The organism is Streptomyces sp. NBC_00190 (assembly GCF_036203305.1).
In the GTDB taxonomy this organism is placed as follows: domain Bacteria; phylum Actinomycetota; class Actinomycetes; order Streptomycetales; family Streptomycetaceae; genus Streptomyces.
Genome location: NZ_CP108131.1, coordinates 6,297,856 through 6,319,169 on the forward strand (window position 1 = coordinate 6,297,856; position 21,314 = coordinate 6,319,169).

A 21,314-nucleotide genomic window follows, 5' to 3' on the forward strand; every position below is an offset into this window, starting at 1 on the left:
GGGCCGTACGACGAAGGGTCCGGCCGCCACCAGGCGGCCGGACCCTTCGCCGTCGCTCGCCGCATCGGCGTGCCGAGTCACAGATTTGAGCGTTCACGTGACTCAGCGTGGTGGGGTCTGCGTACCGTGAGAAGCGGCAGCGCCCGTAGGTCTGGCCTCTGTCCGGTCGTTGTCCTGCCCTGTCCCGGCTGTCCCGGATGACGTATGGGCACTGAGCGCTGAGGACATCGGCTCGTCGGAGGTGGGTGCGCATGAGCGTGGACAGTGACGGTACGGAAGACGCCGGCTGGGACGTCGACCCTGAGGACGAACAGGGAGTGGCGGTACTGGCCGCGCTGGGCCGCCAGCTCAGGGCATGGCGGGAGCAGGCGGGCATGCGGGCCGCCGACTTCGGAACGGCGGTCGGGTACGGGGAGGACCTGGTCCGCAAGGTCGAGGCGGGCAAGCGGATCCCCCGCCCCGAGTACCTGGCCAAGGCGGACGAGGTACTGCGGGCGGGCGGGAAGATCGTCGCGATGAAGGCGGACATGGAGCAGGTCCGATACCCGAAGAAGGTCCGGGACCTGGTGCAGATGGAAGGCCGGGCGGTCGAACTGTCGGCGTACGGCAACCACAACGTCCACGGCCTGTTGCAGACGGAAGGCTACGCGCGGGCCCTGTTCGAGATGTGGCAGCCTCCGCAGACCACCGAGGAGGTGGAACGCGGCTTGGCCGCCCGGATGGCACGCCGATCGATCTTCGACCGCAGTCCCGCGCCCGCTCTGTGCTTCGTCCAGGAAGAGGTGACCCTGCGGCGCCGCATCGGGGGGACAATGGTGATGCGTGGGCAACTCGAACGCCTGCTGGAGGTTGCCGAGCTGCGGCACGTAACGATCCAGGTCATGCCCACCGACCTCGAAGAGCACGCCGGAATGGGTGGGTTGATCCAAGTGCTGAAGTTCGCGGACGGATCGGCGGTAGGGCGCTCCGATGGGGCGTTCAACGGCCGCCCCGTCTCCGACCCGAGGCAGGTCAGGATCCTTGAGCAATGCCATGCCATGATCCGGTCCCAGGCTCTCACGCCACGGGAGTCCGTCGCATTCATCGAGCAAGTGCTGGGAGAGACATGACACACGAGTCCGAGCTGGAGTGGTTCAAGAGCAGCTACAGCGACAGCGGCGACATCAATGACTGCGTCGAGGTGGCCACCACCCCCGCCACCGTCCACGTCCGCGACTCCAAGGACACCCGCCTCCCCCACCTCGCCTTCACCCCCCGCGCCTGGACGGGATTCGTCTCGCAGGCCTGACCCCGTGTTACACAATGACCCGTGCCACAGCGTGAGTCTTGACGGCAGTAGTTGACGGCAACGTCAGCTGACGGGTCGTGCGCAAAGTGGCGGTTCGCCGCCGTCGTCGGGCCGGGTGGCTGGCTCGGCGGGGGCGAGAAGGGCGTTGCCGAGGAGGTCGATGGCGTCGCGCTGGAGGCGGAGCCGGACGTGGGCGTACACGGTGGCGGTGACGCCGATGTGGGCGTGTCCGTGGAGGCGTTTTCCCCACACCACGATCCGCGGGGCGCCGAGTCGTTGGTGGGCAGCGGCGAGCAGGTCGGCGAACTCTCGGGCTCTGAAGCCTTCTTCTCGCCCGTTCGGCCACGGTAGGGCTGGGTCCGGTAGATCAACCGCGTCCGGCGGCCGGGTCCGACGTAGACCATGTCGGCCATCAGCACCCGGACCGAGCCCCTCCCGGTCACCTCCCGTGCCTGGTCTGGCCGCGACGGGACCAAGTGCGGCCCTTCACGGGGCGCACGTCCTGCCCACCTCATTCTCGAAGACTGTCCAGTGCCCGGGAACTGGGCTGTCCCCTCACCCGTGACCACTGTTCCAGGGCGCCGCCGCGGCATCCGCGGACTCGCCACGTGCTACTGCTCGATGCGCGGGCACGTGCGGGGATCAGCCGAGCCGGTGCAGCAGGATGGTTGCCTTTGCCCACAGCGGAGGCCCCAAACTGCCAAGACACCGTCCTGCCGGACCTGCTCGGTCACTGCGCTACGCCAGCTGCTGCCGGACCAGGTCGATCACCTGGGGGGCGTGCTGGTTGAGGTAGAAGTGGCCGCCGGTGAACCAGTGGAAGGACGTCGGGCCGTCGGTGTGGCCCGACCAGCCCTGGGCCTCCTCGGGGGTCACCTCGGGGTCGCTCTCCCCGTTGAGGACCACGACCGGGCAGGTCAGGGCGGGGCCCGGGTGGTAGCGGTAGGTCTCCGCGGCCTTGTAGTCGCCGCGGATCGCCGGGAGCACCGATCGCAGCAGCTCGTCGTCGGCCAGGACCGCCGGGTCCGTCCCGCTCATCCGCTTGATCGTGGCCAGCAGCTGGTTGTCGGGGGCGAGGTGGACCCGCTCGTTCTCGCGGTGGTGCGAGGGGGCCCGCCGCCCCGAGGCGAACAGGGCAGCGGGCCGGACGCCGGCCGCCTCCAGTCGCAGCGCGACCTCGAAGCCCAGCGTCGCGCCCAGGCTGTGCCCGAACAGCGCGACCGGCCGGTCGCACCACGGCAGCAGCTGCGCGAACACCTGGTCCGCGAGCTCGCGTACGTCGTCCACGCACCGTTCGTGGCGGCGGTCCTGGCGTCCCGGGTACTGCACGGCCACCACGTCGGCCCGCGGGGACAGGGCCCGGGACACGGGGAAGTAGTAGCTGGCCGAGCCGCCCGCGTGCGGGAAGCAGAACAGCCGTACGGGAGCCTCCCCGGCCGGGTGGAAGCGGCGCAGCCAGGCGCTGGGCGCGGCCGGGGTCGCGGGCGTGGCGGTCGTCGGGGGCGTCGCGGTTGTCGGGGGCGTCGCGGTTGTCGTGATGTGGTTCATCCTCGGTGGGTGTCCTTTCGGTGGGGACCGGGCCCGCTCACGGGGCGGTCCAGGTGCCCGGCGGGCGCCAGCCGCGCGCGGGGCCCCAGTCGGCTGCCCGGGGCCGGGCCGCGGCCTCCTCCCCGGCCCCGCCCCGCCGCCGGGCGGCGGAGAGCAGGACGAGGAGGACGGCGGCGAGTTCCGTACTGTCCGGGGCGCCGCGCACGATCGTCATGTGTGGTTCGGCCCGCTCGCTCATCGGGCGTGCTCCTCAGTCATGGGGGGTGTGTCGGTCAGAACGGCGGGTTGCCGTGCTTGCGCTCGGGCAGCGGCACGTGCTTGGCACGCAGCGCGTCCAGCGCGTCCACCAGCACCTGCCGGGTCGTGGCCGGGTCGATGACGTCGTCGACGAGGCCCCGCTCGGCGGCGTAGTAGGGGTGCATGAGTTCCTGGCGGTACTGCTTGACGCGCTGTGCGCGCGCCGCCTCGGGGTCGTCCGCGGCGGCGATCTCCCGGCGGAAGACGACATTGGCGGCGCCCTCCGCGCCCATCACCGCGATCTCGTTCGTGGGCCACGCGAACGACAGGTCCGCGCCGATCGAGCGGGAGTCCATGACGATGTACGCGCCGCCGTACGCCTTGCGCAGGATCACCTGCACCCGGGGCACCGTGGCCGCGCAGTACGCGTACAGCAGCTTCGCGCCGTGCCGGATGACTCCGCTGTGCTCCTGGTCGCTGCCCGGCAGGAAGCCCGGCACGTCCACCAGGGTCACCAGCGGGACGCTGAACGCGTCGCAGGTCTGCACGAACCGGGCCGCCTTCTCCGCGGCATGGATGTCCAGCACCCCGGCGAGCGAGGCGGGCTGGTTGGCGACGATCCCCACCACGTGCCCGTCCAGCCGGGCCAGACCACAGATGATGTTGGTCGCCCAGTTGGCGTGGACCTCGAACAGATCGCCGTCGTCGACGATCTCCTCGATCACGGCGCGCATGTCGTACGAGCGGTTCGGGTCGGCCGGCACCAGCTCCGACAGCGCCTCGCCCGGGCGGTCGGCCGGGTCGGTGGCGGGCACGAAGGGGGGCAGCTCACGGTTGTTGGACGGCAGCAGCGACAGCAGGTGCCGTACCTCTTCGAGGCACTCCTCCTCCGTGTCGTACAGGAACGCGCTCGCGCCGGAGACCGAGGAGTGGACCTGGGCTCCGCCGAGGTCGTTGTGGCTGATCTTCTCCCCGGTCACCGCCTGCACCACGTCCGGGCCGGTGATGTACATCTGCGCGATGTCGCGCACCATGAACACGTAGTCCGTCAGGGCGGGGGAGTACGTCGCCCCGCCGGCGCACGGCCCGAGCATCACGCTGATCTGCGGGATCACCCCGGACGCGGCCACGTTGCGGCGGAAGATGCCCCCGTACCCGGCGAGCGCGGTGACGCCCTCCTGGATACGGGCCCCCGCGCCGTCGCTGAGCGACACCAGCGGGGCGCCCGCCGCCACCGCGAGGTCCATCACCTTGTGGATCTTCTGCGCGTGCGCCTCGCCGAGCGAGCCGCCGAAGATCCGGAAGTCGTGCGCGTACACGAACACCCGCCGGCCGTCGACCTTGCCCCAGCCGGTCACCACGCCGTCGGTGTGCGGCCTGCGGTCCTCCAGGCCGAAGCCCGTGGCCCGGTGCCGGCGCAGCTGCTCGATCTCGCGGAACGTACCCGGATCGAACAGCAGGTCCAGCCGCTCGCGCACGGTCAGCTTGCCGCGGGCGTGCTGCGCCTCGGAGGCGCTCGCGGACGGCCCCAGCTCTACGGACTCCTTGATCGCTCCTAGTTCGGCCACTCGGACACTGACATCGGCAACTGACATGCTCCACCCGTCTCTTCGGCCGTCGGGGCCCGCCTGAAGCGGAGCCGCACTGGGCAGTGCGTGTCATTGAAGGTGGCCGGGGCGGGCGCGGAGAACACCGACCACCCCCCTGACCGCTCGGTGACCCGCCCGCACCCCCGCCCAGCAGGCACGTCGCCACGGGCGGGGCGGGCGCGCGGCGTCCGGCGCGGGGTCCGGGCGGGCGCCGGGCAGGGTCAACACCTGGGGGGATAGGGGTGTCGCGCCCCTTCGGGGCCGACCTAGCGTGCGATCACCCCGTGGCCGGAACTGACCCGGGGCAATCGATACCGAGCTGGGAGCGTGCAGATGTCCGCGGGCTTCGATCCTGTCGCTGATGACTTGTCCGGCGCGGAGGTCCGCCCGGGGGCCCAACTGGCCGCCCGGCTGACCGGACTTCCCGGGAGCGAGCAGTCCAGGCTTCTCCTCGACCTGGTCTGTGCGCAGGCCGCCGACATCCTCCGCAAGGCCCGTCCCGACACCGAACCGGTGGTCGCGACCGGAACCTCCTTCAAGGAACTGGGCCTGGACTCGATCGCCCTGGTCGACCTGCACGCCCGGATCAACGCCGCGACCGGGCTGGGCCTGCCGGTGACCGCCGCGTTCGACCACCCCAGCCCCGAGCTGCTGGCCGCGTACGTCCGTACGGAACTCCTGGGCGGACCCGCCGAGCCGGTGGCCGCGCACCCCGCCCCGGCCGCGGCCGCCCCCGAGGTCTTCGACGGCGAGCCCATCGCCGTCGTCGGCATCGGCGGCCGCTTCCCCGGCGGAGTCCGCTCGGCCGAGGAGCTGTGGGACCTGGTCGCCCGGGGCGGCACCGCCGTCGGCCCCTTCCCCGACAACCGCGGCTGGGACCTCGACGCGCTGTTCGACGACGACCCGGCCACACCCGGCACCTGCTACACCCGCACCGGCGGGTTCCTGCACGACGCCGCCGAGTTCGACGCCGAGTTCTTCGGCATCAGCCCGCGCGAGGCGTTGGCCATGGACCCGCAGCAGCGGCTGCTGCTGGAGACCGCCTGGGAGGCGCTGGAGCGGACCGGCATCGACCCGACCTCGCTGCGCGGCACCCGCACCGGCGTCTTCATCGGCGCTGGCCCCTCCGAGTACGGGCCGCGGGTGCAGGACGCCCCCGAGAGCCTGACCGGCTACCTCGTCACCGGCGGCGCGCTCAGCGTCACCTCGGGGCGCGTCGCCTACGCGCTGGGCCTGGAGGGCCCGGCGCTCACCGTCGACACGGCGTGCTCGGGATCGCTGGTCTCGCTGCACCTGGCCGTGCAGTCGCTGCGCCGCGGCGAGTGCTCCATGGCTCTGGCCGGCGGTGTCACCGTACTGAGCACGCCCGGCCTGTTCACCGAGTTCAGCAGGCAGCGCGGGCTCGCCCCCGACGGGCAGATCAAGGCCTTCGCCGCGGGCGCCGACGGAACCTCCTTCGCCGAGGGCGTCGGCCTGCTCGTCGTGGAACGCCTCGACGACGCCCGCCGCAACGGACACCAGGTGCTCGCCGTCATCCGCGGATCGGCCGTCAACCAGGACGGCGCCAGCAACGGCCTCACCGCCCCCAGCGGCACGGCGCAGCAGCGCGTCATCCTGCAGGCCCTCGCCGACGCCGGGCTGTCCGGCGACGAGGTCGACGCGGTCGAGGCGCACGGCACCGGCACCACGCTGGGCGACCCGATCGAGGCCCGGGCGCTGATCGCCACCTACGGCAAGGACCGCCCCGAGGACCGGCCGCTGTGGCTCGGTTCGGTCAAGTCCAACCTGGGGCACACCCAGGCCGCGGCCGGCGTCGCCGGACTGATGAAGATGATCATGGCGATGCGGCACGGAGTGCTCCCGCAGACCCTGCACGTCGACGCCCCCAGCGGGAACGTCGACTGGTCGGCCGGGACCGTACGGCTGCTCACCGAGCCCGTGCCGTGGCCGACGGACGAGGACCGGCCGCGCCGGGCGGGCGTCTCCGGCTTCGGCATCAGCGGCACCAACGCGCACATCATCGTGGAGGAGCCGCCCCGCGAGCCGCTGGCGGACACCCCCGCGCCCGCCGGTACCGGCGCCGACGCCCTCACGCCCGGCGCCGTACCCGCCCTCGTACCGGTCGCAGGCCGCTCCGACGAGGGCCTGCGCGCGCAGGCCGCGCGGCTCGCCCAGTACCTGGCCGAACGGCCCGAGCTCACCCCCGGCGACGTCGGGCACTCGCTCGGCACCGGCCGGGCCGCCCTCGAACACCGCGCCACCGTCCTGGCCGCCGACCGGGAGGAACTCCTGGAGGGGCTGCGCGCCCTCGCCGACGGACAGAGCACCCCGGGAACCCGCACCGGGGCCCTCCCCGCCGGGCGCCTCGCCTTCCTCTTCACCGGCCAGGGCAGCCAGCGCCTGGCCATGGGACGGCAGCTGTACGACACCCACCCCGTGTTCGCGGACGCCCTCGCCGACGCGATCGGCTGGCTCGACCTCCAGCTCGACACCTCCCTGTGGGACGTCCTCTTCGCCGAGCCCGGCTCCGAGGCCGCGGCCCTCCTCGACGAGACCCGCTACGCCCAGACCGCCCTGTTCGCCGTCGAGACCGCCCTTTTCCGGCTCGTCGAGTCCTGGGGCGTGCGCCCCGACTTCCTCGCCGGCCACTCGATCGGCGAGATCGCGGCCGCCCACGCCGCGGGCGTCCTCAACCTGGAGGACGCGGCCACCCTCGTCGCCGCCCGCGGCCGCCTGATGCAGGAGCTGCCCCCGGGCGGAGCCATGGTCGCCGTACAGGCCGCCGAGGAGGAGGTCCTCCCGTACCTCGGCGAGCAGGTCGCCGTCGCCGCCGTCAACGGCCCCGACTCCGTGGTCCTCTCGGGCGAGGAGAGCGCCGTACGGGCGCTCGCCGACCGGTTCGCCGACCAGGGGCGCAAGACCAAGCGGCTCCAGGTCAGCCACGCCTTCCACTCGCCGCTCATGGAGCCGATGCTGGAAGAGTTCCGGCGGGTCGCGGGCATCCTCACCTACGCCGCGCCGCGCATCCCGATCGTCTCCACCGTCACCGGACGGCTCGCCACCTCCGAGGAACTGCGCTCGCCCGACTACTGGACCGGCCACGTCCGCGAGGCCGTCCGGTTCGCCGACGCCGTGGACTGGCTCTCCGGGCAGGGCGGCGTACGCACCTTCCTGGAGCTCGGCCCCGACGCGGTCCTCAGCGCGCTGGGCCAGCACTGCCTGCCCGAGGAGCGCGAGGCCGACACGGTCTTCGCGCCCATGCTGCGCGCCGGCAAGGACGAGGTCCGCGAGGCGCTCGGCGCCGCCGCCCTCGCCCACACCCGCGGCGCCCTGCTCGACTGGGCCGCCGTGTACGCGGGACGCGACACCCGCCGCGTCGACCTGCCCACCTACGCCTTCCGCACGCGGCGCTACTGGCTCGCCCCCGAGCGGGCCGGCGGTGACCCCTCGGGGCTGGGCCAGCTCGCCGCCCAGCACCCGCTGCTGGGATCCGTCGTCGACCTCGCGGGCGCCGGCGGCACCGTCCTGACCGGCCGGCTGTCGCTGCGTACCCACCCGTGGATCGCCGACCACACCATCGCCGGGGTCACCCTGCTGCCCGGCACCGCCTTCGTGGAACTCGCCCTGCGGGCCGGAGCGGAGACCGGCTGCGCGTTGGTCGAGGAGCTGACGCTCCAGTCCCCGCTGGTCCTGCCCGAATCGGGCGGAGTGGCGCTCCAGGTGGTCGTCGCCGCCCCCGACGAGGCCGGCCGCCGCGCCGTCGAGTGCTACTCGCGCCCCGACGGCGCCGACAGCGCCGACGAGGCCGAGGACGGCTGGGTGCGCCACGCCACCGGCGTCCTCGCGCCCGCCGCCCCGGAAGCGGACGCCGCCGCCCTCTCCGGCCCCTGGCCCCCGGCCGGCGCCGTCCCGCTGGACGTCAGCACCCTGTACGGCGACATGGCGGACGAGGGCTACGGCTACGGGCCCGCCTTCCACGGCGTCCAGGCCGCCTGGCTCCGCGACGGCGAGGTCTTCGCCGAGGTCGAGCCCCCGCAGCCGGCGCGCGCGGACGCCGCGGCCTACGGACTGCACCCCGCCCTGCTGGACGCCGCGCTGCACCCCGCCGACCACACCCTGGCGGCCCGCGGCAGCCGGCCCGAGGGCACCTGGATCCCCTTCTCCTGGAACGGGGTCACGCTGTACACGTCCGGCGCCTCCGCCGTGCGCGTACGGATCACCGCGCGCGGGAGCGAGGAGCTCGCGGTCACCGTCGCCGCCGCCGACGGCTCCCCCGTCGCCCGGGTCGACTCGCTGCTGCTGCGCGCCGTCACCGGGGCGCAGCTCGCCGGGGACCGGCCCGACCCGCTGCTGCGCGTGCAGTGGAACCCCCTCGAACTGCCCGCCACCGCGGTCGGGTTCGCCGAGTTCGCGGATCTCGCCGATCTGGCGGACGGCCCGGTGCCGCCCGTCGTCGTCCACCGCACCCTCCCCACCCCGGACGGCGACCTGCCCGCCGCCGTCCGCACGGTGGCCGCCGACGCGCTGGCCGCCCTGCGGACCTGGCTGGAGAACGACCGCTACGCCGAGTCCCGCCTGGTCGTCGTCACCCGCGACGGCGCGGCCGTACCCGGCACCGACGTCGACCTCGCGCAGGCACCCGTCTGGGGTCTCGTACGGTCGGCCGAGGCGGAGAACCCCGGCCGCTTCACCCTCGTCGACACCGACGAGGCCGGACTCGCCTCGCTCGGCCGCGCGCTCGCCGGCACCGAACCCGAACTGGCCCTGCGGGGAGCCGGGTCGTACGTGCCGAGGCTGGCCGCCGTACCCGCTCCCGCCGAGGAGCGCCCGGCCCCCTGGGACGAAACCGGCACCGTACTGATCACCGGCGGCACCGGCGGCGTCGGCGCCGAACTCGCCCGCCACCTGGTGCGGCGGCACGGCGTCCGCCACCTCCTGCTCACCAGCAGGCGCGGCCCGGACGCCCCCGGAGCGCGCGAACTCGTCGCCGACCTCGCCGCCCTGGGCGCCGAGGCCACCGTCACCGCCACCGACGTCGCCGACCGGGACGCCCTGGCCGTGCTGCTCGCCGCGATCCCGGCCGCGCACCCGCTGCGCGCCGTGGTGCACGCGGCCGGCGTCATCGACGACGGCCTGACCGGCTCCCTCACCGCGCAGCGGCTCGACACCGTGATGCGGCCCAAGGTGGACGCGGCCTGGAACCTCCACGAGCTGACCGCGGACCTCGGCCTCACCGCCTTCGTCCTCTTCTCGTCCGCGTCGACCGTCCTCGACGGCGCGGGCCAGGGCAACTACGCCGCCGCCAACCTCTTCCTCGACGCGCTGGCCGCCCGCCGCGCGGCGGCCGGCCAGGTCGTCACCTCCCTCGCCTGGGGCCTGTGGGCCGGCGGCGGCGGCATGGGCGCGACCCTCGACGCGGCCGCCCTCACCCGCATCGAGCGCCTCGGCCTCGACTCGCTGTCCTTCGAGGAGAACCTCGCCCAGCTGGACAAGGCCCTGGCCGGCCACGAGCCGGCGGTGGTCCCCGTACGCGTGAACCACCGTGCCGTACGCGGCCGTTCCGACGGCACGCCCACCCTGCTGCGGGCCCTCGTGCGCAGCGCCGTCCGCCGTCCGGCGGCCGGGGCGTCCGCCGCCTCCGTACCGAACGCCCAGGTGCCGCTCGGCGCGCGGCTCGCGGAAATCGGGGCGGCCGACCGCCTCGCCACGGTGCTGCGGCTGGTCCGTACCGAGGCCGCGGCCGTACTCGGCTACCAGAGCGCCGAAGAGGTCACCGCGACCCGGGCGTTCACCGAGACCGGCTTCGACTCGCTGGCCGCGGTGGAGCTGCGCAACCGCCTCGGCGCGGCCACCGGCCTGCGGCTCAGCGCCACCCTGACCTTCGACTACCCCACCGCGACAGCCCTGGCCGAGCACCTCGTCACCAAGCTCGTCGGCGCGGCCGCCCCCTCCGCGGCCCCCGCCCCGGCCGCGCCCGGCGGGCAGGCCGCCACCGACGCCGACCCGATCGTGATCGTCGGCATGGCCTGCCGCTACCCGGGCGGGGTGACCTCGCCCGAGGAGCTGTGGCAGCTGGTCGCGGACGGCGCGGACGCCATCGGCCCCTTCCCCACCGACCGGGGCTGGGCGGACGACCTCTACGACCCGGAGATCGGCAAGCCCGGCAAGACGTACTCCACCGAGGGCGGATTCCTCTACGACGCCGCCCAGTTCGACCCGGCGTTCTTCGGGATCAGCCCGCGTGAGGCGCAGGCCATGGACCCGCAGCAGCGGCTGCTGCTGGAGGTCGCCTGGGAGACCTTCGAACGCGCCGGGATCGACCCCCGGTCCGTCAAGGGCAGCAGCACCGGCGTGTTCGCCGGCGTGATGTACCACGACTGGGGGCTGCGGCTCGGCCCGCTCCCCGAGGACGTGGCCGGCTACCACGGCAACGGCAGCCTGGCGAGCGTGGTCTCCGGGCGGGTCTCCTACGCCCTGGGCCTCGAAGGCCCGGCGGTCAGCGTGGACACGGCCTGCTCCTCCTCGCTGGTCGCCCTGCACATGGCCGCGCGCTCGCTGCGCTCGGGCGAGTGCTCGCTGGCCCTCGCCGGCGGTGTCACGATCATGTCCACCCCGGACACCTTCCTCGACATGAGCCGCCAGCGCGGTCTCGCCGCCGACGGCCGCTGCAAGTCCTTCGGAGAGGGCGCGGACGGTACGGGATGGGGCGAGGGCGCGGGCGTCCTGCTCCTGGAACGGCTCTCGGACGCCACGCGCAACGGACACCGGGTGCTGGCCGTCGTGCGCGGCTCGGCACTCAACCAGGACGGCGCCTCCAACGGCCTGACCGCCCCGAACGGCCCCGCGCAGCAGCGGGTGATCCGCCAGGCACTGGCGGACGCCGGACTGACGGCGGCCGAGGTCGACGTGGTCGAGGCGCACGGCACGGGTACCCGGCTGGGCGACCCGATCGAGGCGCAGGCCCTGCTGGAGACGTACGGCCAGGAACGCCCCGAGGGGCGGCCGCTGTGGCTCGGTTCCATCAAGTCGAACATGGGGCACACGCAGGCCGCCGCAGGTGTCGCGGGCATCATCAAGATGGTCAAGGCGATGGACCACGGCCTGCTGCCGCGGACCCTGTACGCCGAGACGGCGTCCGACCAGGTGGACTGGTCGGCCGGTGAGGTGGAACTGCTCACCGAGGCCCGCGCATGGGTGGCGTCCGGCGGGGTGCGCAGGGCCGGTGTGTCCTCCTTCGGGATCAGCGGCACCAACGCCCACGTGATCATCGAGCAGGCGCCCGAGCAGCAGGCGCGGGTCGCGACGGCCGCCGCGGCCGGGACCGGGCCGGGCGCCGAGCTCCCCGCCCTTCCCTGGGTGGTCTCCGGCGCCACCCCCGAGGCCCTGCGGGCCCAGGCCGACCGCCTGCGCGAGCGCCTCGCGGAACTCTCCGACGAGGAACTCGCCCCCGCCGCCGACGTACTGGCCACCGGACGCGCGGCCCTGGAGCACCGCGCCGTGGCCCTCGGCGCCGACCGCGCCGAGCTCTCCCGCTCGCTGGAGCTGCTCGCGGGCGCCGCCGTGGCCCAGGACGGCAAGACGGCCTTCCTCTTCACGGGGCAGGGCGCCCAGCGGCTGGGGATGGGCCGCGAACTGTACGCGTCCTTCCCCGTGTTCGCCGAGGCCTTCGACGCGGTGTGCGCGGAGACCGACCCGCACCTGGGCCGGTCGCTGCGCGAGGTGGTGTGGGGTGAGGACGCGGAGGCGCTGAACGCGACCGCCATCGCCCAGCCCGCCCTGTTCGCCCTCGAAGTCGCCCTGTTCCGGCTCGTGGAGGCCTGGGGCCTCACGCCCGACGTGGTCGCCGGTCACTCGATCGGCGAGCTCGCCGCCGCTCACGTCGCGGGGGTGCTGTCGCTGGCCGACGCGGCCCGGCTCGTCGTCGCACGCGGCCGACTGATGCAGGCCCTGCCCGTCGGCGGCGCTATGGTCGCCCTCCAGGCCACCGAGGCGGAAGTCCTGCCGCTGTTCACCGACGAGGCGGGCATCGCGGCGGTCAACGGCCCGCGGTCCGTCGTCGTCTCGGGCACCGAGGCCGCGGTGCTCGCCGTGGGCGAGCACTTCGCCGCCGCGGGCCGCAAGACCAGCCGGCTGTCGGTCTCGCACGCCTTCCACTCGGCGCTCATGGAACCCATGCTCGACGAACTGCGCACGGTGGCCGAGCGGTTGACGTTCCACGAGCCGCGCGTCACCGTCGTCTCCACCGTCACCGGCGACACCTCCACGCAGTGGCAGTCACCGGAGTACTGGGCCGGCCAGGTACGCGAGCCCGTCCGCTTCGCCGACGCGGTCCGCCGCGCCGAGGAACTGGGCGCCCGTACCTTCGTCGAGATCGGCCCCGACGCGGTCCTCACCGCACTCGGCGCGGGCTCCGCCACCCGTGAGGACACCGCCTTCGTCCCCCTGCTGCGCCGCGACCGTGACGAGGCCCGCGAGACGCTCACCGGCATCGGCGCGGCCTGGGCGCGCGGCAGCGCCGTCGACTGGACCGCCGTGCTCGGCGGCCCGGCCCGCCGCCCCGGTACCCTCGTCGACCTGCCCACCTACGCCTTCCAGCGGGGGCGCTACTGGCTCGATGTACCGGCCAGGGCCGGAGACGTCGGCTCGGTCGGCCTCGACGCCGTCGACCACCCCGTTCTCGGCGCGGCCGTCCTGTCGCCCGAGTCGGGGTCCGTCGTCCTGACCGGCAGGCTCTCCGCCGCCGGACACCCCTGGGTCGCCGACCACGGTGTGCACGGAGCCGTACTGCTCCCGGGCACCGGGTTCGTCGAACTCGCCGTACGCCTCGGCGACCAGGTCGGCTGCGACCTCCTGGAAGAAATGACCCTGGAGGCCCCGCTCGTCCTGCCCGCGACCGGCGGCGCCGCCCTGCGCGTCGCCGCGGGCGCCCCCGACGCGACCGGCCGCCGTCCCCTGCACATCCACTCCCGCCTGGACGGCGCCCCCGAGGGCGCCTGGACCCGCCACGCCACCGGCTTCCTCGCCACCGGCGAACCCCCGCGGGTCGAAGCGGACCTCACCCAGTGGCCGCCGCCCGGCGCCACCACCGTGGACGTGACCGGGGCGTACGAGAGCCTGCGCGAGCGCGGATACGGCTACGGGCCCGCCTTCCAGGGCCTGAAGGCGGCCTGGCGGCGCGGCGACGAACTGTTCGCCGAGGTCGCCCTGCCCGACACGGTGCGCGGCGAGGCCGGCGACTACGGCCTGCACCCGGCCCTCCTGGACACCGCCATGCACGTGGACGTCCTGGTCGACCAGGGCGAGGGCGGCACCGAAGCGCTCCTGCCCTTCGCCTGGAGCGGGGTCGCCCTGCACGCCACCGGAGCCGCAGCCCTGCGCGTGTACGTACGCCGCATCCGCGGCGCGGAGGAGTCGGCGATGGTCGTCGCCGACGAGACCGGCCGCCCCGTGATGACCGTGGGCTCGCTGATCTGCCGGCCCGTCTCCGCCGAACAGCTGGAGCCGGCGGACGGCACCCTCTCCGACGCCCTGCGGCACATCGAGTGGACCCCGCTCCCCGAGCCGGCCGAACCCGCCCACTCCTCCTCCACCGTCGTGCTCGACGAGTACGGGCTGGCCATCCTCGGCGACCCGTCGGCCGTCGTGCTGGCCTGCTGCCCCACCCCGGTGCGCAGGCCCCTGCTCGAAGCCACGCGCACGGTCACCTCGTACGTGCTGGGCCTGCTGCAGTCCTGGCTGACGGACGAGCGGTTCGAGTTCACCACCCTGCTCGTCGTCACCCGCGGCGCGGTCGCCACCACCGGCGACACCGCCCCCGACCTGACCCAGGCCCCCGTGTGGGGCATCGTCCGGGCGGCCCAGGCCGAGAACCCGGGCAGGATCGTCCTGCTCGACACCGACCCGGACGTCGACCCGGTGGAGTTCCCGGGCATCGCGGCCGCGGCCCTGGCCCACGGCGAGCCGGAACTCGCCCTGCGCGACGGCCGATTCCTCATCCCGCGACTGGTGCCGACGCCCGTACCCGAGGCGGACTCCCCCTGGAACGGCGACGGCACCGTCCTCGTCACGGGCGGCACCGGAGGCCTGGGCGCGCGCATCGCCCACCACCTCGTCACCCGGCACGGCGTACGCCACCTGCTGCTCACCAGCCGCCGCGGCCCGGACGCCCCTGGCGCCGCCGGTCTGCGCGAGCGCCTCATCGAGGCCGGAGCCCTGGACGTCCGGATCGCCGCCTGCGACGCGGCCGACCGCGCCGCACTGGCCGGCACCCTCGCCGGCATCCCCCACGAGCACCCGCTCACCGGCGTCGTCCACGCGGCGGGCGTGGTGGACCCCGGCCTCATCGGCACCCTTACCCCGGAACGCCTGGACACCGTCCTGCGCCCCAAGGCGGACGCCGCCTGGCACCTGCACGAACTGACCCAGGACCTCCCGCTGACGGCGTTCGTGCTGTTCTCCTCGGCGGGCGGACTCGTCCTGCCCGCCGGTCAGGGCAACTACGCGGCCGCCAACGTCTTCCTGGACGCACTGGCAGCGCACCGGCGCGCGGCCGGACTCCCCGCGACCTCCCTCGCGTACGGCCTGTGGGCGGTCAACACCGGCCTCGGCGGCGAGCTCACCGACGCCGACATCGAGAAGATGAACCGGCTCGGCCTGCCCGCCCTGCCCGCCGCGCACGGCCTCGAACTCTTCGACCAGGCCCTGCGCACCCGCCGCGCCCTGCTCGCCCCCCTCGTCGTCGACCCGGCAGCCCTGCACGCCCGGGGCGCCGACGTCCCGCCGCTGCTGCGCGCCGCCGCGGCCGCCGGCCGGCCCACGACCCGCCGCAGCGCGGCGAACGCCGCGCCCGTCGGCGACAGCCTCGCCCGCAGGCTGGCCGCCCTCGGCGCCGCCGAACGCCGCCGGGCCCTCCTCGACATGGTCGCCACGCAGGTCGCCGCCGTCCTCGGCCATGAGTCCGCGGACACCGTCGGAGCGGACCGTGCCTTCAAGGAACTGGGCTTCGACTCCCTGGCAGCCGTCGAACTGCGCAACGCCCTCAACTCCGCGACGGGCCTCAGGCTTCCCGTCACGCTCGTCTTCGACTACCCGACCACCCGCGCCGTCGCCGAGTACCTCGACACGGAACTCGGCGGCACGGAACCGGAAACCGCCCCCGAGCAGACCGCCCCGGTGGGCCTGTCGGACGACGAACCCATCGCGATCGTCGGCATCAGCTGCCGCTTCCCCGGCGGCGTACGCTCCGCCGAGGACCTGTGGGACCTCGTCGCCGAGGGCCGCGACGCCATCGCCGGCTTCCCCGCCGACCGCGGCTGGGACACCGACGGCATCTACGACCCGGAACCCGGCCTGCACGGCAAGACGTACGCCCGGGAAGGCGGCTTCCTCTACGACGCCGCCGAGTTCGACCCGGCGTTCTTCGGGATCAGCCCCCGCGAGGCCATCGCCATGGACCCGCAGCAGCGGCTCCTGCTCCAGGCGGCCTGGGAGGCGTTCGAACGCGCCGGCATCGACCCCACGACCATGCGCGGCAGCCAGACCGGTGTCTACGCGGGCGTCATGTACCACGACTACGGTTCGCGCCTCCAGCACATCCCCGACGACGTCGCCGGCTACCTCGGCAACGGCACCGCGGCGTCCATCCTCACCGGCCGCGTCGCCTACACCCTCGGCCTCGAGGGCCCGGCGGTCAGCGTGGACACGGCCTGCTCCTCCTCCCTCGTCGCCCTCCACATGGCCTGCCAGGCACTGCGCCGCGGCGAGGTCGGGATGGCCCTGGCCGGCGGTGTCACGGTGATGTCGACGCCCGAGATCTACGTCGAGTTCGCCCAGCAGCGCGGACTGTCCGCCGACGGCCGCTGCAAGGCCTTCGCGGGCGGCGCGGACGGCACGGGCTGGGCGGAGGGAGTCGGCCTGCTGCTCGTCGAGCGGCTCTCCGACGCCCAGCGCCTGGGTCACGACGTCCTCGCCGTGATCCGCGGCTCGGCGATCAACCAGGACGGCGCCAGCAACGGCCTGACCGCCCCCAACGGTCCCTCGCAGCAGCGGGTCATCCAGCGCGCGCTCGCCACCTGCGGCCTCACCACCTCCGACGTGGACCTCGTCGAGGGCCACGGCACGGGCACCCGGCTGGGCGACCCGATCGAGGCCCAGGCGCTGCTCGCGACGTACGGCCGGGGGCGGCCCGCCGAGGACCCGGTGTGGCTGGGATCCATCAAGTCCAACATCGGACACGCCCAGGCCGCGGCAGGCGTCAGCGGTGTCATCAAGTCCGTCATGGCCCTCCGCAACGGCCTGATGCCCAAGACCCTCCACGTGGACGAGCCCTCGCCCGAGGTCGACTGGGAGGCCGGGAACGTACGGCTGCTCACCGAGGCCAGGCCGTGGCCCCGGCGGGCCGACCGGCCGCGCCGCGCCACCGTCTCCTCGTTCGGGCTGAGCGGCACCAACGCCCACCTGATCGTCGAGGAGGCACCGGAGCCGGCCGTGGCACCCGCTCCTTCGGTGCCCGCGACGGCCGACGCGCCCGCGGCGTGGCCGCTGCTGCTGTCTGGCTCGGACGAGGACGGCCCGGCCCGCCAGGCACAGGCCCTGCGCGCCCGGCTGCTCGCCGATCCGGACCTGCACCTCGGCGACGTCGCCTACACCCTGGCCACCGGCCGTGCGGCGCTGGAACACCGCGGGGCGGTCCTGGCCGCGGACACCCCGAGCGCACTGCGCGAGCTCGACGCCTTCCTCGCCGGGGACGGCGTCCGCGGATCCGCTCGGGCGGCCGGGCGGACGGCGTTCCTGTTCACGGGGCAGGGTGCGCAGTGGCTGGGTATGGGGCGGGAGTTGTACGTGTCCTTCCCGGTGTTCGCCGAGGCGTTCGACGCGGTGTGTGCGGAGGTCGACGGGCATCTGGGGTGCTCGTTGCGTGAGGTGGTGTGGGGTGGGGACGCGGAGGCGTTGAACGCGACCGCGATCACCCAGCCGGCGTTGTTCGCGCTTGAGGTGGCGTTGTTCCGGCTGGTCGAGGCGTGGGGTGTGAAGCCCGATGTGGTGGCCGGTCATTCGATCGGTGAGCTGGCGGCGGCGCATGTCGCCGGTGTGCTGTCGCTCGCCGACGCGGCCCGGCTGGTCGTGGCGCGTGGCCGTCTGATGCAGGCGCTGCCTGCGGGTGGTGCGATGCTGGCCGTGCAGGCCACGGAGGCGGAGGTGCTGCCGCTGCTGTCCGATGGTGTCGGTGTCGCGGCGGTGAACGGTCCGCAGTCGGTGGTGGTCTCGGGTGTCGAGGCCGGGGTGCTGGCCGTGGGTGAGCACTTCTCGGCGGCGGGTCGCAAGACCAGCCGTCTGTCGGTGTCGCACGCGTTCCACTCGGCTCTGATGGACCCGATGCTGGACGAGTTCCGGACCGTTGCCGAGGCCTTGACCTTCAACGCTCCTCGCGTGCAGGTCGTCTCCACGGTTTCGGGTGAGCTGTCGGAGGCGTGGCAGTCGCCGGAGTACTGGGTCGGGCAGGTCCGTGAGGCCGTCCGTTTCGCCGACGCGGTGCTTGCGCTGGAGCAGCAGGGTGTGACCCGGTTCCTGGAGATCGGCCCGGACGGGATCCTGACCGGCCTCGCCGCGCAGAGCCTGGACGACGCCGTGCTCGTCGCGGCCGTGCGCAAGAACCGCTCCGAGCCGGAGACCCTGGTCGCCGCCGTGGCCCAGCTCCACGTCCACGGCGTGGCCGTCGACTGGGAGGCGTTCCACGCCGGTACCGGCGCCCGCCGCGTCGACCTGCCCACCTACGCCTTCCAACGCACCCGCTACTGGCTCGACGCCCCCGCCGCCGTCGGTGACGCGGCCGGACTGGGCCAGCTCCCCGCCGGGCACCCCCTGCTCAGCGCGGTCGTGGTCTCGCCCGAGACCGGAGCCCCGGTCCTCACCGGCCGGATCTCCGTCCCCACGCATCCCTGGCTCGCCGACCACGCCGTACACGGCAACGTCCTGCTGCCGGGCACCGCGTACGTGGAGATGGCCCTGCGCGCCGGGCACGAGGCGGGCTGCGCCCAGCTGGAGGAGCTGACCCAGGAGACCCCGCTGCTGCTGCCCGGCAACACCGGAGTCGCCGTGCAGGTCGTCGTGGGCGAGGCCGACGGGACCGGGCGCCGGGACGTCACCGTGTACTCGCGCGCCGAGAACCTGGCCGCGGACGCCGCGTGGACCCGCAACGCCCGCGGTGTCCTCGCTCCGGAGCCGGCGGTCCCCGCCGCAGACCTGGAGACGTGGCCCCCGGCCGGCGCCGAGCCGGTGCACGTGAGCGGGATGTACGAGGACCTCGCCGGACTCGGATACGGGTACGGCCCGGTCTTCCAGGGCCTCACGACGGCCTGGCGGCGCGGCGACGAGCTCTTCGCCGAGATCGCGCTGCCCGACCACGCCCGCACCGACGCCGCCGCGTTCGCCCTGCACCCCGCCCTGCTCGACGCGGCCCTGCACGCGGAGCGGATCTTCGACGCGGATCACGAGGGTCCGGTCCGGGCGGCCCTGCCCTTCGTCTGGAACGGCGTCACCCTGCACGCCACCGGAGCCGCCGCCCTCCGCGTGCGGCTGACCAAGCCCGGCCCCGACGCCGTCGCCCTGCGGATCACCGCACCGACCGGCGAGCCCGTGGCCACGGTGGAGTCCCTGGTGGTGCGCGAGGTGTCCGCCGAGCAGCTGGTGGGCAACGGCGACAGCCGCGGCGCGCAGCTGTTCCGTGTCGACTGGCAGGCCCACCAGCCGTCCGGCGCCCCGGCGTCGGCCCAGGCCACGGTCCCCCTGGACGACTGGGTGGTGGTCGGATCCGGCCTCGCCGGTTTCCGGTCGGTGTCCTCGCTCACCGACCTCGCGGCGGAGCAGCGGGTTCCGGGCACGGTCGTGCTGACCGCACCGGACGTCTCCGATGTCTTCGGTACGACCGGCGGGGTGCCCGAGCAGGTCCGGACGTCCGTGGGCCGGCTCCTCGACGGGCTCGGGCAGTGGCTGGCCGACGAGCGGTTCACCGACTCCCGTCTGGTGCTCGTCACCCGGAACGCGGTGGTGGCCGGGGACGGCGACGGCGTCGACTGCGTGCAGGCCCCGCTGTGGGGCGTGCTGCGCGCGGCGCAGGCCGAGAACCCGGGCCGCTTCACCGTCGTCGACCTCGACGAGGCGCCGGAATCGGTACGGGCCCTGCCCGCCGCCGTCGTCTCGGCGGAGACCGAGATCGCCGTCCGCCGCGGCGAGGTCCTCGTACCCCGCTACGCCGCCACCTCCGGTGGTGCGCAGCCCCTGGCGTGGGACCCGGACGGCACCGTGCTGATCACCGGCGGCACCGGCCTGCTGGGCGCGGTGCTCGCCAGGCACCTCGTCGCCGAGGCCGGCGTACGCCACCTCGTACTGACCAGCCGCCGCGGTACGGACGCCCCCGGAGCCGCCGAACTCCAGCAGGAGCTCGCCGCGTCGGGCGCCACCGTACGGATCGTCGCGGTCGACGCGGCCGACCGCTACGCGCTCGCGGCCCTGCTGGACGAGATCCCCGCCGGGCACCCGCTGACCGGCGTCGTGCACGCGGCCGGAGTCATGGACAACGCCCTGGTCGGCGCGGTCACCAAGGAGCAGGTGAGCAAGGTGCTGCGGCCCAAGGTGGACGCGGCCTGGCACCTGCACGAGCTGACGAAGGACCTGGGCCTGACCGCCTTCGTCCTCTACTCCTCGGCCGGCGGCCAGATCCTGTCCGCCGGGCAGGCCACCTACGCGGCGGCGAACGTCTTCCTCGACGCGCTCGCCGCCGACCGCCGCGCTGCCGGACTCGCCGCCACCTCGCTGGCCTGGGGCCTGTGGGAAGGCACCGTCGGCGAGGGCCCGGAGCTCACCGAGGCCGACCTGCGCCGGATGGGCCGCTCCGGAGTCCTGGAACTGTCCTTCGGCGACGGACTCGCCCTGTTCGACGCCGCGCTGGGCCGGGACGAGGCCCTGCTCGCACCCGTCCGGCTCGACCGTGCCGCGCTGCGCGAGCGGGCCGACGAGATCCCGGCCCTGCTGCGGGCCCTGGCCGGTCCGCCCGCCCGCAAGGCCGTCAAGGCCGCCGCGGTTCCGTCCGCCGGCTCCGGGGACACCGGCGGATCCCTGGTGCGGGGCAAGCTGGCCGGACTGGAGGGCGGACCGGAGCGGGTCCGCTACCTGGAGGAGCTGGTACGGGGCCACGCGGCAGCCGTGCTCGGCCACGGCGACCCCTCGGGTGTCGCGGCCGACCGGGGCTTCACCGAGCTCGGACTGGACTCCCTCGGGGCGATCGAACTGCGCAACCGGCTCCAGAAGGCGACCGGGCTGCGGCTGCCCGCCACGCTGATGTTCGACTACCCCAACTCGGCGGCCCTGGCCGGGTTCCTGCTGGAGGAACTGGAGCCCGAGCCGGCGGCCGCGGCGGCCGCGGAGCCCCTGGACGAGGACGGCATCAGGCGGGCCCTGCTGTCGATCCCGGCGGCGCGCCTGCGCGAATCCGGCCTCCTCGACGCGCTGCTCGGCCTGGCGCAGGCACAGGACGCTCCGGCGGGGCCGAGCGCCCCGTCGGCCGACCAGGGCGCGGCCATCGAGGAGATGGACGTGGACGACCTCGTACGAGCCGCCCTGGCCGGCGGCGAACTCAGCTGACCCCGACCTGAATT

7 protein-coding genes are annotated in these 21,314 nt (G+C 74.4%); 3 read left to right on the forward strand and 4 right to left on the reverse strand.

What is annotated here, in order from left to right; translation table 11 throughout:
* The first annotated feature begins 251 nt into the window (after positions 1–251).
* Positions 252–1,109, forward strand: coding sequence for a helix-turn-helix domain-containing protein (locus OG429_RS29900; protein WP_328928350.1), 858 nt, complete (start codon positions 252–254; stop codon positions 1,107–1,109).
* The gene (locus OG429_RS29905) at positions 1,106–1,288 is read left to right on the forward strand and encodes a DUF397 domain-containing protein (protein ID WP_328928351.1); all 183 of its coding nucleotides are present in this window, start codon (positions 1,106–1,108) and stop codon (positions 1,286–1,288) included. Before OG429_RS29900 ends, OG429_RS29905 begins: the two co-directional genes overlap by 4 nt.
* 63 nt (positions 1,289–1,351) lie before the next feature.
* On the opposite strand, the gene OG429_RS29910 is transcribed toward OG429_RS29905, so the two are convergent.
* From OG429_RS29910 to OG429_RS29925, 4 genes are all read right to left on the reverse strand, one after another.
* Positions 1,352–1,540, reverse strand: coding sequence for a hypothetical protein (locus OG429_RS29910; protein WP_328928352.1), 189 nt, complete (start codon positions 1,538–1,540; stop codon positions 1,352–1,354).
* Positions 1,541–2,026: 486 nt separating this feature from the next.
* On the reverse strand, positions 2,027–2,836 hold the full coding sequence (locus OG429_RS29915; protein ID WP_328928353.1) for a thioesterase II family protein: 810 nt from the start codon (positions 2,834–2,836) through the stop codon (positions 2,027–2,029).
* Positions 2,837–2,873: 37 nt separating this feature from the next.
* On the reverse strand, positions 2,874–3,074 hold the full coding sequence (locus OG429_RS29920) for an acyl-CoA carboxylase epsilon subunit (RefSeq protein WP_328928354.1): 201 nt from the start codon (positions 3,072–3,074) through the stop codon (positions 2,874–2,876).
* Positions 3,075–3,108: 34 nt separating this feature from the next.
* On the reverse strand, positions 3,109–4,668 hold the full coding sequence (locus OG429_RS29925) for an acyl-CoA carboxylase subunit beta (protein WP_328928355.1): 1,560 nt from the start codon (positions 4,666–4,668) through the stop codon (positions 3,109–3,111).
* Between the two features lie 327 nt (positions 4,669–4,995).
* On the opposite strand from OG429_RS29925, the gene OG429_RS29930 reads away from it, so the two are divergent.
* The gene (locus tag OG429_RS29930; RefSeq protein WP_443051284.1) at positions 4,996–21,300 is read left to right on the forward strand and encodes an SDR family NAD(P)-dependent oxidoreductase; all 16,305 of its coding nucleotides are present in this window, start codon (positions 4,996–4,998) and stop codon (positions 21,298–21,300) included.
* Positions 21,301–21,314: the final 14 nt, after the last annotated feature.

What these genes read in the sequence shown, in the direction of transcription:
- OG429_RS29900 (WP_328928350.1), top strand. Translation starts at nt 252, where the DNA reads ATGAGCGTGGACAGTGACGGTACGGAAGACGCCGGCTGGGACGTCGAC.
- OG429_RS29905 (WP_328928351.1), top strand. Translation starts at nt 1,106, where the DNA reads ATGACACACGAGTCCGAGCTGGAGTGGTTCAAGAGCAGCTACAGCGAC.
- OG429_RS29915 (WP_328928353.1), bottom strand. Translation starts at nt 2,836, where the DNA reads ATGAACCACATCACGACAACCGCGACGCCCCCGACAACCGCGACGCCC.
- OG429_RS29920 (WP_328928354.1), bottom strand. Translation starts at nt 3,074, where the DNA reads ATGAGCGAGCGGGCCGAACCACACATGACGATCGTGCGCGGCGCCCCG.
- OG429_RS29925 (WP_328928355.1), bottom strand. Translation starts at nt 4,668, where the DNA reads ATGTCAGTTGCCGATGTCAGTGTCCGAGTGGCCGAACTAGGAGCGATC.
- OG429_RS29930 (WP_443051284.1), top strand. Translation starts at nt 4,996, where the DNA reads ATGTCCGCGGGCTTCGATCCTGTCGCTGATGACTTGTCCGGCGCGGAG.